The sequence below is a fragment of the Pseudomonas sp. Irchel s3a10 genome, from assembly GCF_900187525.1.
Taxonomy (GTDB): Bacteria; Pseudomonadota; Gammaproteobacteria; order Pseudomonadales; family Pseudomonadaceae; genus Aquipseudomonas; species Aquipseudomonas koreensis_G.
Genome location: NZ_FYDR01000005.1, coordinates 205,504 through 219,149, shown reverse-complemented (window position 1 = coordinate 219,149; position 13,646 = coordinate 205,504). Strand labels below are relative to the sequence as shown.

Annotated in this window: 16 protein-coding genes; all 16 read right to left on the bottom strand. The window is 60.3% G+C overall.

The window, feature by feature from the left end:
• Positions 1-3: 3 nt before the first annotated feature.
• Entirely contained in the window at positions 4-1,239 is a 1,236-nt protein-coding gene (locus tag CKW11_RS16750; RefSeq protein ID WP_095138394.1) for a DNA circularization protein, read from the bottom strand.
• Entirely contained in the window at positions 1,226-3,124 is a 1,899-nt protein-coding gene (locus CKW11_RS16745; protein ID WP_095138393.1) for a phage tail protein, read from the bottom strand. Before CKW11_RS16745 ends, CKW11_RS16750 begins: the two co-directional genes overlap by 14 nt.
• Before the next feature lie 130 nt (positions 3,125-3,254).
• Positions 3,255-3,551, bottom strand: coding sequence for a phage tail assembly protein (locus CKW11_RS16740; protein ID WP_003222226.1), 297 nt, complete (start codon positions 3,549-3,551; stop codon positions 3,255-3,257).
• Positions 3,548-3,895 (bottom strand): phage tail tube protein, encoded by a 348-nt coding sequence (locus CKW11_RS16735; protein ID WP_095138392.1) that lies wholly within the window; start codon positions 3,893-3,895, stop codon positions 3,548-3,550. The genes CKW11_RS16740 and CKW11_RS16735 overlap by 4 nt, the downstream gene beginning before the upstream one ends.
• Before the next feature lie 67 nt (positions 3,896-3,962).
• Positions 3,963-5,459 carry a phage tail sheath subtilisin-like domain-containing protein gene (locus tag CKW11_RS16730; RefSeq protein ID WP_095138391.1) on the bottom strand — a complete coding sequence of 499 codons (1,497 nt, stop codon included), beginning with the start codon at positions 5,457-5,459 and terminating at the stop codon, positions 3,963-3,965.
• Complete coding sequence (locus tag CKW11_RS16725; RefSeq protein WP_095138390.1) at positions 5,459-5,638, bottom strand: DUF2635 domain-containing protein; 180 nt, start codon at positions 5,636-5,638, stop codon at positions 5,459-5,461. Before CKW11_RS16725 ends, CKW11_RS16730 begins: the two co-directional genes overlap by 1 nt.
• On the bottom strand, positions 5,635-6,219 hold the full coding sequence (locus CKW11_RS16720; RefSeq protein WP_095138389.1) for a hypothetical protein: 585 nt from the start codon (positions 6,217-6,219) through the stop codon (positions 5,635-5,637). Before CKW11_RS16720 ends, CKW11_RS16725 begins: the two co-directional genes overlap by 4 nt.
• A gap of 159 nt (positions 6,220-6,378) precedes the next feature.
• Entirely contained in the window at positions 6,379-7,407 is a 1,029-nt protein-coding gene (locus CKW11_RS16715) for a phage tail protein (RefSeq protein WP_095138388.1), read from the bottom strand.
• A 9-nt stretch (positions 7,408-7,416) separates the two neighbouring features.
• The gene (locus CKW11_RS16710) at positions 7,417-7,629 is read right to left on the bottom strand and encodes a tail protein X (protein WP_095138387.1); all 213 of its coding nucleotides are present in this window, start codon (positions 7,627-7,629) and stop codon (positions 7,417-7,419) included.
• Positions 7,622-8,005 (bottom strand): phage tail protein, encoded by a 384-nt coding sequence (locus CKW11_RS16705; RefSeq protein ID WP_047601251.1) that lies wholly within the window; start codon positions 8,003-8,005, stop codon positions 7,622-7,624. Before CKW11_RS16705 ends, CKW11_RS16710 begins: the two co-directional genes overlap by 8 nt.
• Positions 8,005-10,266: a phage tail tape measure protein gene (locus CKW11_RS16700; protein WP_095138386.1), complete on the bottom strand. Its 2,262-nt coding sequence runs from the start codon at positions 10,264-10,266 to the stop codon at positions 8,005-8,007. Before CKW11_RS16700 ends, CKW11_RS16705 begins: the two co-directional genes overlap by 1 nt.
• A 128-nt stretch (positions 10,267-10,394) precedes the next feature.
• The gene (locus CKW11_RS16695) at positions 10,395-10,976 is read right to left on the bottom strand and encodes a phage tail assembly protein (protein WP_095138385.1); all 582 of its coding nucleotides are present in this window, start codon (positions 10,974-10,976) and stop codon (positions 10,395-10,397) included.
• A gap of 157 nt (positions 10,977-11,133) precedes the next feature.
• Complete coding sequence (locus CKW11_RS16690) at positions 11,134-11,640, bottom strand: phage major tail tube protein (RefSeq protein ID WP_016985055.1); 507 nt, start codon at positions 11,638-11,640, stop codon at positions 11,134-11,136.
• A complete protein-coding gene (locus CKW11_RS16685; RefSeq protein ID WP_095138384.1) occupies positions 11,640-12,806 on the bottom strand; it encodes a phage tail protein in 1,167 nt (388 codons plus the stop codon). Before CKW11_RS16685 ends, CKW11_RS16690 begins: the two co-directional genes overlap by 1 nt.
• A gap of 2 nt (positions 12,807-12,808) precedes the next feature.
• Positions 12,809-12,994: a hypothetical protein gene (locus CKW11_RS16680; protein ID WP_007964321.1), complete on the bottom strand. Its 186-nt coding sequence runs from the start codon at positions 12,992-12,994 to the stop codon at positions 12,809-12,811.
• A gap of 102 nt (positions 12,995-13,096) precedes the next feature.
• Positions 13,097-13,645, bottom strand: coding sequence for a DUF4376 domain-containing protein (locus CKW11_RS16675; protein ID WP_095138383.1), 549 nt, complete (start codon positions 13,643-13,645; stop codon positions 13,097-13,099).
• Position 13,646: the final 1 nt, after the last annotated feature.

Here is a 13,646-nt window from a genome sequence, read left to right as displayed (position 1 = left end):
GGTTTACTCCCCGGAGACTTTCACTTCGTTGGGTGAGAAACCGGGATGGGTGATCCCGTTGCGTTGAGTGATTTCCGTGACTCGCGTCGCATCGCCAAGGTACTTGTAGGCCACCACCAGTGCCGGAAAGCTTTCCTGGAACGACTTGCTGACTTGCCGTACACCCGACGATGCCACGGCCTTGAGGTGCGCAATCAGCGCCTCTTTCACATCGCTGATGGCCTGATAGTGCACCGGGCCGGCCTTGTCCAGCATCGGATTGATCGCCACCGCCACGGCCTCTCGCAGTGCCTGCATGTCGTCACTGACCGGTACTTCCTGGCGGGTCACCGGGCTTGTCGCCTGCTGCCCTACCGTAGGTGTCGATGACAGTTTCACCGGGCTTGTCGCCACCGGCATCGACGCCACCCATTGCGCCACTTTGACCAGCACCGTGTCCTGCACCAGATCGGCCATGGCTTGCGCCGCCGCGTTGGTGTCCTTGCCGGTGGTGATCTTCGGCGCATCAGCCTTGCGGATGGCTTCGAGTTGTTGGGACACGTCGGCAATCACGCCACGGTAGCCCTCCTTCGCGAATTCCTTCAGTTCCTTGATATCGCCGAGCAAGCCCTTGAACTCCGCCGCGACTTCCTTGGGCAATTCCTTGACCGCTTTGACCAGTTCGGTGATCTGCCGATACTGCTCAATCAGCGGTTTGAGCTGCTCCTTGATCACCTCGTAAACCCCGGTCAGGCTGTTGCGCAGATTGGCGATGCCGATCCGCGCGGCCTTGATCAACGTCATCGCCTGCTCGAAGCGCGCCACCGCCGAACCCAACAGCGTGTCAGCCTTGGCCAAGAGAATTTTTTGCGTACTGACCGTGGCGGTCGGAAACGGCAACGGCCGGTCGGGATAGAACTTCAGACTGAACGTCACCAGCCCGCCGTCCTGGCGGGTGTGGGTCATATCGCATTCGCCGACCTTGACTTGCATGCGTCCGAGCCACGGATGCACCAGTTCACCACTGCCTGCCTCCAAGGCCTTGAGCAGCTTGTCGCGCTGCTCCAGGCAATCGGCGCCGATGATGAACGCCGTGAGGTCGTGGGTCTTGGCCTGCTGGCCGAGATCCTCGAAATACGGCAGGTCGCGTTGCGGATACTCGTGCAACTGACCTTTGCGACCGACCGGGGTTTTCGCCTGATCGATCCAGAACCCGACACCGCGAAACGATGCCGGCAACAAACGGTCACGCCAGTTCATTGGAACCTCCTGCCGACAGCGAGCGATAGCCGATGCGCGAAGACAGCGCCAGGCCCGGTTGATTGGTTTGTGGTTGATCGGTGCGCAGCCCCGCCGGCGCATTTTCGAAGCGCACGGTCAGGCCGCCTTCGAGTTGCGTGCGGTTGTTGACAGCGCTTTGCTGGATCAGAGCGCTGGAGGTTTGTGGCAGCGATCCGCCCTGCAACGCCCCGTTTCCAGCAGACGCGGGACCTGCGCCAAAGAACGCCGGCGCCAGCTCACCCTTGCCTTCGGCATTGGTCTGGCGCTGCGCCTGGGTCAGCGTTTCAACCTTGCCGGTGACCTTGGCGATCAACCCGGCGAAACCACCGTCGAACAGCTCCTTGATCGGCGCGATGACGGTTTGCAGCTTTTGCCACAACTCGCCGAACCACCCGACAATCGGCCCCCAGCTCTCGATGATCTGATCCAGAGGTTTCCATTCGAACAGCGTGTGCAGGAAGTCCACGACCGGCGCAGACGCCGCCAACACGACATCCCACAGCGCCGAAAAGACGTCGCCGACCGGCTGCCAGTACTGCGCAATCTGTTCCAGCGGCGACCACTCGAACAGACTGGTGAAAAAGCCTTTGACCCGCTGCACTGACGTTTGCAGTGCCGTCCAGATCGGTTCGAAGTACCCGACGACACCACCCCAGGCGCTGGTGATCATTTCCATCGGGAAATAATCGAACAGTTCCCGAAATGTATCCCGGGTGCTTTGCACGGCCGATTGCAGCGTCGTCCACAGCGGCTGGAAGTACGCAACAACACCGCCCCAGGCGCTGGTGATCATCTGCATGGGCGAGAAATCGAACAACGACACCAGAAACTCTTTAGCCGGCTGCGCGACTTTTCGCAGGCCATCGAACATCGGTTCGAAGAACCTGACAACACCGCCCCACGCACTGTTGATCATCTGCATCGGCGAGAAGTCGAACAGGTTTCGGAGGAACGCCATCACCGGCACACTCAAGGCCTTGAGCAGTTCCCAGATCGCCGAAAACAGCCCCGTCAGCGGCGCCCAGTTTTCCAGGATCATGCCGGCGGGCGTCCACGAGAACACCGATTTGAAGAAGTCGATTACCGGCGCAGTGACGGCTTTGACCTCGTCCCACATGCCCGAGAAGAATCCCGCGACCGGTGACCACAGCGCTGCCAGTGCATCCAGTGGTCGCCAGTCAAGAATCGAGCGCAACGTCGCCATCGCACTCGCACCGATGTTTTTCACGCCTTCCCACATGCCTTTGAAGAACGCGCTGATCGGCGTCCAGTTGGCATAGATCAAACCGGCCGCCACCGCGATGCCCATGGCGATGAGCATGATCGGATTGGTCTTGAGCACCATGCTCATGACATCGAACACTTGCGTGGCGCCGGTGACCGCGGTTTGCATCGCCGAGAAGGCGATGGCCCCTGCAGCCAGGCCTTCCACCAGTTGCGGGTTGTCGGCAAGCAGGCTGCCGAACTGAGTCAGCATTGGCTCAAGCCCGACGACCAACGCACCGACTGCTGGCACCAGCGCCGCGTCAACAGCAGCGGAAACCTTTTCCATCGACGCACTGAACACGTTCATGTTTTGTGCTGCGACTTTCGGCGCCGCAGGCAGATCGACGGTTTTCGCCGTCTCGCTGACTTCAGTCAATTTGCCCTGAAACGCTGCCGCCGATTTGATCCCGTCCACGAACGGCGTGATCACGCTGCCGCCCTTGAACAGACCGCTGATGTCCAGTTTGCCGAGGCCGGTCTGTTCGAGATTTTTCTTGAAGCTCTCGACCTTTACTCGCAGGGCGCCGAGTTTGGGCGACAGTTCATCGATGCCCGTGATCAGCACCGGTGTTTGCACTTTCTTTTCTTCGTCTGCCATCACTGCACCTGCTGCATCGCATTGATCCGTTGCGCGTGCTCCAGCGATTCGCGGAGCACATCCAGTGGCCTGGCCATCATCTGTTCGGGGTCAACCTTCCAGAACCAGGCCAGGTCATAGGCGACTGCGATCAGGTCGGTGATGGCTCCGACGCCGCACTCATGAAAAAACTCGCAACGGCCCAGCTCAGCGCGTTGAGGTCAGCCAGATCGAGCTGGTTGACCGACGACGGCGGGATGCCGGCGCACACGGCGATGTATTTGGCCGCCACGTCCATGTCGAGGCTGACTTCTTCGCTTTTATCGATCTTGTACGGCAGCGCCTTGATCGCTCGCACCTCCTGCACCGTCGGACGGCGCAGGACGAGTTCGGTCAGGGGCTCGCCGTGAGCTTCGATCGCAACCTGAAGCTTCACGGCGCCGCTCATTGCCAGGTCCCCTTGATGCCTTCGAATTTCAGTTCGATGGTGGCGTCATCGCCCTTGGAAACCGGCTCTTCGACCAGATAGGCACCGGCCAGCACGTAGACTTTGCCGTTGCTGAATTCGCAGGTGACAGTGATGTCGGTGCCTTCGATCAGCTTCTTCAGCGGGAAGTCGGCGGTGTGCAGCGCGGTCACCTTGAACGATGGCGCGATGTCGGTTTCCTTGTAGAAACCCGGCACGACGGTTTCGCGTTTGACGGCCATCAGCGAGGCTTCGCAGCCGCCGTTGATAGTCAGTTGTGCACCGTCGACTTTGACGTAGCAGGTGCCTGCAATCACTTGACCCATGGTGTTACTCCCTTCAAATAAAAAAGCCCACCGAGGTGGGCTGAATGCTTACGGCCAAACGCGGCGATCAGGCCGCGTCGTCGTATTGCAGACGGAATTGGTTGAGCAGTGCGAACACGCGCAGACCGTTGATGTAATCCGGCGGGAACAGCACGTTCACGCGGCTCGGGTCCTGCACGTCGCGCTCGACGATCAGGTGCTCGGCGAACAGCTCGGCGTTCTCCACGTGGCCTTCCAGTTCCAGCTTGGCGTACTGGGCGATCAGCTCGCCGCGAATGGTCGCCGGGGTGACGATCGGCTGGCCGGCGCCGAAGCGGGTGCCGTCGGAAGCCAGTTTGTGCCGGCCGTACTTGCTGGTGATCACGCTTTGCAGACGGCGCACGATGAACGCCGACTGGTGCATGGTTTCGCTGTCCAGGTAGGAGTTGTCGGCCTGACCGTAAGCGTTTTTCTGGTAGGTGGTGATCGAGCGCTGGATGCGCACGTAGCCGCCTTCGTAGTAGGCGGTGGCGATGCCGTAGTTGAGCAGCGACTGACGCTCGGTCAGGGTGAAGCGTTCGCTGGCCGGTGCCGGGTCAACACCCGGCAGGCTGCCGCTCTGGGTTGGACGGCTGGCGTCGGCGGAGATGAACACCGCGGTGCGTGCAGCCAATGCAGCGGCTTGTACCCAGAACGGTTGCGGTACGCCCGGCTCCAGCGCCTGAATGGTCATGTGCTGGTCGTTACGTGCCTGGCCAGCAGCAACCAGGGTGCCGACGGTGCCGCGCTTGGCGCTGTAGACGTGACCGAACAGTTGCTTGGCCCAGGACCAGCGACCAGTGCTGTCATCCATCACCGCTTGCCAGGTGTTGAGGGTCGACAGATCCGACCACGGCAGCGCGATGAACTCGAACGGCTCGTCGCCCAGTGCAGCCACGGCTTCCACCTGGTCTGGCACACCGGCGCCGCCGGTCATGGCGGTGATCGCAGTGGTCAGGCCGGCCGGGGTTTCTTCGCCGTTGCTCTTGCCCAGGCGATTGAACTGCAGGCTGATGTCGTTACCGCTGTCGCCGGTCCACTTGGCGTTCAGGGTGACCACACCTTCGGCAGCCGCAGCGCTCACCGGCAGATCGGCGGTGGCGTTGATTTTCTGCGCCAGTGCAGTAGCCGCTTGAGCAGCGGTGGCACCGTTGACCACGGTGGCCTGCACACGCACACCAGCGACGTACAGGTTGAGCACGCCAGCCTGAGTCGCGGTGCCAGTCAGGGTCAGCACGCCTTTGGCGATGGCGCCTTCAGTGTTGTGCAGCGGCAGGCACCAGATCTCGCCGATCGGGTCGGCCTTGCGGAAGGTCTCGTACATCGAGGCGAGCATCGAGCCCTGACCACCGATGCTTTTTGCCAGCGCGACGCTGGAGACCAGCACCAGTTTGCCGACTTCAGTCGGGGCGATGTTGTCGTTGACCTGAGCGACGATCAGACGGCGCATGGCCGAGGTCGCGCTATTGGCGGCCGAGTTGTCCATTTCGGCATAGAACAGCGGTACACGAATGTCCGCGGGGATGTTGCTGAATCCGATCGCCATTATTTGGCTCCCTGTGCTTTGACTTTTACGGTTTTGATAGTGATATCGCCGTCGGCCAGACGTCGGCGCCACCAGGCGCTGTCCAGCACTTCACGGCCTTCTTTGGGCAGCAGATCGCCCGCTTCCGGGTCAGGCACGGCACGGCCAGCGGCCGGCAGTACGGTGATGCGATTGCTCATGGGGTTACGTCTCCAGAGAAAGTCAGTTCCACGCGCCCGTCAGGGCCCGGGTGTTTCAGATTGGGGTCGGCCGGATCGATCGCATCGACCCGCACGGTGACCCCGCTAAAGGACGACAAACCGTCCAGTTCACGTTCGTGCCAACTCTCCGCAGGCTGACTGGGCAGATTGCGGCCGAGCTGGAACTCGGCAAAAAAGCGCAGCCGATAGAAGGCCCGGCTGCTGTTGATCGAGACCATCTCGCCGCCGTCGTAGACGATGGCGCTGTAGTTGGAATCGGGTTTGAACCCCACCAGCGCGCGCCACAGTTCGGCGCGCAGGTCGTGCAACAGATCCAGCGCTTTTGTGGCGTCCGTGGCATCAAGCGCCAAGACAATTTCGAAGCGGTCGCGGATCGGTTGCGCGGTGAGGTTTTGTGCGGTGCTGTTGCTGGCCAGATCGGCCAGCGGCAGCACATGGGCCGAGGGTGTCGGCAGATCGGCATTGCCTTGCAGCAACGCCAGATCGACACCCACCGCAATGTGATTGGCAAGGCCTGGGCATTGCGCACGCAGTTGCGTGAGGATCGGGGTGATCTTCATGGTGGTGTTCCAGAGTTGAAATGAGTTGCAGAAAACACCGCGAATCCACTGTAGGAGCGAGCCTGCTCGCGAAGGCGGTGCCACATTCAAAATCAATGTGCCTGACACACCGCTATCGCGAGCAGGCTCACTCCTACAGGGGACTCGTGGGCTGTGAGATCAGTCCTTGGCTTCCGCCTTGGGATCAAGGCCGCTGGCATCGATCACGCAGCGATAGCTGTTCTCGCGATTGCCACTGGCGGTGACTTTTTCGATCGACCAGCGCCCACGCATGAAGTCAGGCCAGGTCTCATCGAGCAGCACCAGACCTTCGGCCGCCAACCGTGGGTCACCGGGACAGGTGATTTTCACCTTGTACTTCTGCCGGAGCATCTTGCGCACTTCGCCCTCGCCGACGGCGATCGCATCGGCTTCGCTGGGTTGCTTCTGACGGAGGGTCTTGAACGGCGCAAACCCCGTTTCAACCCAGCGCAACACACCTGCAGCGCCATCCCAGAAACAGGTCTTGCAACCCTTGGTCTGCTCGCGGGCAGACTCCTCCAGCGTGGCGCTGACGAATGCGTGATCGCCGGGACGGTTGTTGCTGGTGACCGACAAGGTCACGTCTGCCAGCACCTGACCCGACAACGATTTGGTCTGGCCGGGACGGGCCAGCACGTACACGTCGTTGTAGGGTTTGGTCACCGCGTTGTACTTTTTCGCCAGGCGCGTCAGAAAACTCATGTCGGTTTCGTTGGACTGGTCGACGTGCTCGATCCTGATCATCGACACCTCGGGCGCAACGCGCGGTGAAAAGCCATGGCTCGACACCAGTTTGCGAAACAGCGCACCCAATGTGGTCGGGCCATGACTGGCCGTGCGACGTTGCTTGAAGCCCGTCTCATCATCCTTGCTGAACGGCGCCGCCGTGGCCACCAGAGTCAGGCGGAACGGGAACAGCGTCGGCGTCAGGCGCGTCACTTTGAACTGGCCCTTGTCGACCATTCCCGACTCCAGATAACCGACCTCAAGGCCGATTTTTCCACCCAGATCCGGCAGCCCTTCGAGGCCTTCAAGATCGATCGTCAACGTAAGCTGATCGGACTCGAAACCGGCTGCATCGATGTGTTCCCAACTGATCAGGCGTTGATTGAGCAGGGCCGAATGGGCCCCGTAGAGTCTTACCGCCGGGGTGAAACCCAGTGCCATGCAACCTCCTTAATCCCAGGCCGTGAGCGGTTTGATCGTGGCCGGTTTCGAATCGAGTTCCGGCAACGTGACCCAAACGCCCGCAGGCAGGATCGGGCCGTGTTCGGCCAGGGTCGGGTTGAGTTTCCACAGGGCCTCTTCGGCGGTGTCATCACTGCGCCCGGTTTCGCGGTAGAGCAGCAGATTCACTGAATCACCGGCCACGCTTCGTACCTTACGCATTGTTGAACTCCGTTAACCCGACCACCCACTTGATCACCATCGCGGTGCCGTCATCGATGACCTCGCTCTGGTTCTCGTCGATGCTGTTGATCCGCCACAGGCCCCAGTTGCGCCCGATACCGTCAATCAACGGCAGCGGCACCCGCTGTGCCTGAAGTGCGCGTAATTCATCGAGTCGGTCCATGGCCACGGCATACATCGAGGTGCCGCTGATGGTCAGCGATTCCGCTTTCTGCCCGGTCTGACTGGACTTGGGTTTGCTGGTCAGGATCTGGATGTCACTCCAGCCACCGTCGGACTTTCGCGCCAGCGTGCTGTAGGCGAAGTTGCGCGAAAGGCCAAAGATGAAACTGCCCAGCGCCATTTGTTGTTTCATCAGGCGACTCCATCGGTGAGGGCTGCGTCACGGCGGGTGGCGAGAGCGTTGGTGCCTAAAGCGGGTGTGAATGCGGTATCGAAATGGCTGCGCATAACCTGCGAAACCACATCGCCGATTTTTTCGGCATTGAGCGCATCACTGCCGCTGATCTGCACTAACGGCGAGTAGGTGTAATTGGGGAGTTGCGTCTGAGCGCTGGACAGATCCTTGGCCACTTGCGCGGGGGGCGCTAGTTTGTCCTCGACAGGTTTCCCCCATTGTTCCCCCACATAGGAGCCGATTATTCCACCCAGAGTCCCGCCGATGAATGTGCCGATACCGGGCGCAATGAACGTGCCGATCGTGGCGCCAATGGCGGTTCCGGCGAGTTCGCCGGCGGCACCTTTAACAGCTTGATCATCGCCTTCGCGCCAGCCTTTCAATCCGGTATAGGCCGCATGGGCGATGGCCAGAGGTGCACCTATCTTGACGGCAGGCAATGCCTTGGCAGCATACGGTGCGAGTCTGGCACTGGCGCCTTCAGCCAAAGGCATGATTTTGGCGGCAGCCCCTTTGAGCCACTCAGGTCGCATATTTTTTGCAACGTCACCGACCATCCTCAATCGCGTCAGTGCATCATCGAACATCGGTGCGATCCTGGCCGTCACACCGCTCAAACGGCCGCTCCCGCGGGCACCTGACGTCGAGGCACGCGCCCCGATACGAGAGGGTGCGCGTCGCCCCGACCTGCGGGCCGGTCGACGTTTTTTTCCACCACCATCATTGCCGTCATCGCCTGCCATGACGTCGGCAAGATCCGATGGCAAACGCGCGGCAGCAAGGCGTAACAGCTTCGCACTAACGGTGTCGAGCACCGAGGCAACACCGGTTTTCAGCGCCCCTCCCACAAACGGCAGAGCTGCAGCCCCAAGCAGAACCAATCCTGCCGTAAGCGCCGGAAATGCCTCAGCCGCTGTACTCACGCCATTAACCAGTCCGGTGAGCACCACGGCGGCCCCGTCGGCCAAAGGAGCCAATGCCGTGCCGAATGCCGTAGACAATCGGTTCAGACTTGCATCCAGCGCGTTCCAGCGCCCCTGCGATGTATTACCGACAGCTTCGGCGGCTTGCGCTGCTGCACCGCCGTCGGCGCCACGCTCCGAAGTCGCGTATTGGCGCTTGTCGGCCACTTGCGAAAATGCGTTTGTTACATCCTCGGGTTTCTTCAGCAGTTCAAGAACTCTGACGTCGTTTTCGCCGAATAGCGTCTTCGTCAGTGCTGCACGCTCTTGCACAGGTTGTTTATTGAGCGCGGCGAAAACCGCGCTGATGGCAGCGGGAGCATTCTTGCGCATCTCACCCGCCAGCGATTCGGGGTTCAACCCTAACCGGGCCAGGGCCGTACGCTGATCCGTTGATGCTGATTCGCCCTTGGCCAGCGCAGAAACGATGCCCTTCAAAGTGGCGCTGGCGCCCTCCTTGTCTGCGCCACTGTTGAGCAGCGCAGCCGCGAGTGCGGCCACCTGTTCCGGGGTCATACCTGCAGTGATTGCCGTTTCGCCGGAACGCTGCACAACCGCACCGATGTCGGCGGCCTTGGCGTCCAGGCCGCTGCTGCCCAGGTAACTCGTCGCGTCGGCCAGATCCTGACTCTGGTATCGATCCAGCTTCAGCGACGAACGCCAGGCTGCCAACATTTCGCCAGCCGTTTTGACGTCGGTCCTGAACGCCGATGCGTTGACCGCCGCATCTCGGGAGAACCACTTCAGTTCGTTCGCCCGCTGATCACCCTTGGCACCATCGGCAATACCGGCTCGGGCTCCGGTGAGTTGCACTTGCAACAGATCTGCGCTGGTCGCACCGCTGGCTGCTACCTGCTTCTCGCTGGCCAGTTCCAGTGTGCGTTCAGAATGCGTTTGCAGCTGAGCCTTGCTCAGCTTCAGCACCTGATTGAGTTCAACCAGCGCGGTCTCGTTAGCCATCGCCGATTGCAATTTTTTTGGCGGCGGACGCTGCTCGATCTCGGCCTTGAGTTTCGACTTCGGTTCACTATTGGCCGCTGGCGGCGTCGCAACGACCTTGAACAACGATTGCTGGCTGACCAGCAGCTCACGCAACCTGATCTGCTCCTGCGTCAGCAACCGAATGTCCTGGCTTGCCAACGCCAGTGTCAGGTTCAGATCCTGCAGCGATTTGCCGAGGTTATCGGGCAACGTAAATCCGCCGTTTGTGTTACCGCTCTCACCGGCGTATGCGAGCGCATATTTACTCTCTGCCATGCCGCTCTACTCCTGTTTCACGCCAAGGCGAGTGATCGCTATGTCGTAGCGGCGCAACGCCTTTTCGGCGTCCCATTCCAGAATCTCCGCTTCACTTACCGGGTAAATGAGCGGGACGATATCGAGGATTACTTCGATGTCGCGTTCCGAAAGTAGGCCGCCGGCTGGTTTAAAAAATCGTCGATGCGCACCTGCAATTGGGTCCAGTCCGGGACGCTTAGCTGAGCCAGATCGGGGATCATCAGGCCGGTGCAATGGGCGGTGATAAATTCGGCGCGTTCCTTGGCCGTTTTCAGTTTTTTCATCACTTTGGTGGCGCGCAGTGCGGGCATTTCCAGCGACAGCGAGGTCACGGTGCGGCCAGTCACGGCGAGCGGTTGCAGCAGTTGCACTTCGTCAGGATCGGCGGACTTTTCTGCATCCTCGACCTGCTCCAGAAAGTACGACGCCGGACGGATCGACATCTCGTGCACGTACTGGGCGATGCTCACGTAGTCCGGGCGTTTGAGCTGGTCGAGCTCCTTGACCGACAGGCCGGTGGCGAGCAGCGCCAGTTCGAAGAACTGATCGTCTTCATCATCTCCGGCGCGTTCCAGCGCTTCTTTCTGCGCGGCGTAGAACAGCGGCTTGAGTTGGATCTGCTCGATCTGCGCGCCGTCGTCACCGGTGATCGGCGACAGCAGGTCATGCTTGGGTGGCATCCACGACATGTATGAATTCCTTGGTGATTCTTTTTTAGGGGGTATCGCTATTCCCTTGTAGGAGTGAGCCTGCTCGCGATAGCGATCTTTCAGACACATTGATGTTGCATGTGCTGAACTCATCGCGAGCAGGCTCACTCCTACAGGGTTTATGGTGTGCCGAGGGTTACGGCATCAGCACCGCACGGCGCGCATCACCAAGGATGTCGACGCCGTTGAGCACGAACTTCTGGGTGCGCACGTCGATGTCGATCACCGGCACGCCGTTTTCCAGGCGGTTGTAGGTGCGGCAGGACAGCTCCAGATTGGTCTTGGGTTTTTCGCCCATTTTCACTGCGGTTTCTTCAAGAGATTTCAGCTTGCCGCCGACGGTGTGATAGGTGAACCAGGTGTTGCCGTCCTGATCCTGACCAGCCTCACGCACGTTCAGCAGGATGTCGTCGCCCAGCTTCACGCCCAGTGCGAGCATGACTTCGGCACCCAGGCCTTGCAGGGTCAGCTTGGCGTTGAGCGCTTTGCCGCCCTTGGCCATTTCTTCGACGATGAAACGGCCGCCACGCATTTCTTCCACGTCGAATTCGATCTTCGGCGGAGTGAATTCCTCAACGGTCGCCGACAACGGCAGGCCTTGCAGGGTGGCCGCGATGGCCTGTCTTACGCGGTTGGTAAACATTAGAGAACGTCCTCCAGGAACTGCTCGATGATTTCATCGCGGGCGTTGAGTTGATAAACCATGTGTTCGTTCGGCGCGTAGCGGCCGTAGTCGATGACCACGTACCAGGTGCCGTTCTTGTACTTCTCGACGCTGTTGAGTTCCGGGTGCAGATAGACGCTGCCACCAGGAATGGTTTCGTCAGCGACCAGGGTCTGCAGCCAGTCGTTGATGCGCTTGACCTCCTGATCCATGAACGACTTGGTCAGGTTCTTGGCCATGGCTTTCTGGCCGGCCTTGACCAGCTTGCGGCTGATCGCATCTTCGAGGCCGACGTAGCTGATGAACTTGCCGGTGATCGAGCGGTTACCCAGCAGCGAGAAGCCACCGAGCACGGTGCGGGCGTAATAGCTGACACCGTAGCGGTTGAGCAGATCGCCTTCGGTGGAGGTGTCGAGAATGTTGTATTCAACGACGCGGGACACGTCTTCGGCGTAGGTCACCTGGTTGCCCGGGCTTTCCCACTGCTTGACCTTCGCCAGCGCGGCAATCGCCAGACTGGACGGCGCGAGGAACACATTTTTCTTCGCCGCTTTCGAGTACACCGCCGGCATGTTGTGCACCACCAGGCAACGGTCGAAACCCAGATCAGCGCCGCCGAGTTCCTGGCTGTAAGTCACTTGATCAGCGACCGAAGCGTCTTTGCCGTCCAGTACCACACGGGCCTTGATGCGCTTGCCGAACGAGGCGAACTCGCTGGCCACCGCTTTGGTGCCGGTGAAGCCCGGCGCGCCGATGATGGTCAGGTCTTCCGGGACGCTGCCCAGTGCGGCCAGGCCGAGTTTGCGGCCGGTGGCTGGCTCAACACCGCCGATCACCGCGTTGACAGTGTCGGCCGGGGTTGCGCCCGCTTCGACGATCACCACGTACACCGGCACCTTGACCACTTTGAGGATCTGGTAAACCGCGTGGTACAGCGTGCCCTCTTCGGCGCCGGTCGGATCGAGCAGCGCGTGGGTGGTGAAGCTGCTGATGCGGAACGGTGCGTTACGCGGAATCAGCGGATCGGCTTTCGGCGCGGTGCCGACCAGACCGATGACGTTGTCACCCAGGCCACCCATGGCCTCGGGGGATTCAGTGGCATTGACGGTAATGCCGTTGTGCTCGAAGTTCAAAACCTCAGCCATGGTTAGTCAGCCTTCTTGGCAGCGGCCTTTTTGGCCTGGGTGGAGGGTGTTTTCAATTCCAGTCGACCGGCGCTGTGCAGCGCACTGGCCTCGACGTCGAGCAGATCAAGGTCTTGACCGACGCTCGACCAGTGCCCACCACCGGTGGGGAATGGAACGAGCACGGTGTAGGTTTGGCGGGTTGCCATTTTTCGTTTCTCCATAAACGGGAAAGCCCCTCGTGGGGAGGGGCTTTGGCGGGTGTTGATTTGTTTTAAGCGGACAAGAAAACGCCCCGAGGTGCGGGGCGTTTACTGGGGAGCCGAGACGGATGTCGCTTGTAGAGAATCCGGCCAACCTTCTTCGAGCATTTCCTCGGTGTAGCTGCCCACTTCAATGGCCCGGAGCAACTCAAGCTCTCGGTCGAAGCAAGCCTGGACGTGCGCCCTTACGGCTTTGGCAATGGCGAGAATCTGTTCGGCGCCGATCTCGACAAAACCATTGAGGGTTTTGAAGTTGCAGCGGTACTCGGGGTCGAGAATGGCGGACAGACCGGTGCTGGCGATTAGTGCCTGGCTGTCGCGAGTGGATTCGATCAAAAGGCCCTCCACATTTACTCCACTGGCCTCTCGTCGAAACCGTTCATTCGCGATGAGCATTGGCCAGTTCGGTGCAACAGCCGGAAATGGTTGTTTGACAACTGAACCCTCTACCAACATCCAGATGCCATCATTTTCCCGGATCGTCTTGAAATACAGATCGTCCGGTATCTCGAGAGCACCCTCGGGAATTTGCTCGTGAGTTGCGGAATCATAGCGGCCACACAACTCAAAGTTCTCATTGAATATTGCGTATTTCATT

Coding starts and splice junctions, on each gene's coding strand:
- CKW11_RS16720 (WP_095138389.1), bottom strand. CDS start 6,219: ATGAAGATCACCCCGATCCTCACGCAACTGCGTGCGCAATGCCCAGGC.
- CKW11_RS16690 (WP_016985055.1), bottom strand. CDS start 11,640: ATGTTTACCAACCGCGTAAGACAGGCCATCGCGGCCACCCTGCAAGGC.
- CKW11_RS16680 (WP_007964321.1), bottom strand. CDS start 12,994: ATGGCAACCCGCCAAACCTACACCGTGCTCGTTCCATTCCCCACCGGT.
- CKW11_RS16735 (WP_095138392.1), bottom strand. CDS start 3,895: ATGGGTCAAGTGATTGCAGGCACCTGCTACGTCAAAGTCGACGGTGCA.
- CKW11_RS16740 (WP_003222226.1), bottom strand. CDS start 3,551: ATGAGCGGCGCCGTGAAGCTTCAGGTTGCGATCGAAGCTCACGGCGAG.
- CKW11_RS16750 (WP_095138394.1), bottom strand. CDS start 1,239: ATGAACTGGCGTGACCGTTTGTTGCCGGCATCGTTTCGCGGTGTCGGG.
- CKW11_RS16710 (WP_095138387.1), bottom strand. CDS start 7,629: ATGCGTAAGGTACGAAGCGTGGCCGGTGATTCAGTGAATCTGCTGCTC.
- CKW11_RS16745 (WP_095138393.1), bottom strand. CDS start 3,124: ATGGCAGACGAAGAAAAGAAAGTGCAAACACCGGTGCTGATCACGGGC.
- CKW11_RS16685 (WP_095138384.1), bottom strand. CDS start 12,806: ATGGCTGAGGTTTTGAACTTCGAGCACAACGGCATTACCGTCAATGCC.
- CKW11_RS16675 (WP_095138383.1), bottom strand. CDS start 13,645: ATGAAATACGCAATATTCAATGAGAACTTTGAGTTGTGTGGCCGCTAT.
- CKW11_RS16695 (WP_095138385.1), bottom strand. CDS start 10,976: ATGTCGTGGATGCCACCCAAGCATGACCTGCTGTCGCCGATCACCGGT.
- CKW11_RS16700 (WP_095138386.1), bottom strand. CDS start 10,266: ATGGCAGAGAGTAAATATGCGCTCGCATACGCCGGTGAGAGCGGTAAC.
- CKW11_RS16705 (WP_047601251.1), bottom strand. CDS start 8,005: ATGAAACAACAAATGGCGCTGGGCAGTTTCATCTTTGGCCTTTCGCGC.
- CKW11_RS16715 (WP_095138388.1), bottom strand. CDS start 7,407: ATGGCACTGGGTTTCACCCCGGCGGTAAGACTCTACGGGGCCCATTCG.
- CKW11_RS16725 (WP_095138390.1), bottom strand. CDS start 5,638: ATGAGCAATCGCATCACCGTACTGCCGGCCGCTGGCCGTGCCGTGCCT.
- CKW11_RS16730 (WP_095138391.1), bottom strand. CDS start 5,459: ATGGCGATCGGATTCAGCAACATCCCCGCGGACATTCGTGTACCGCTG.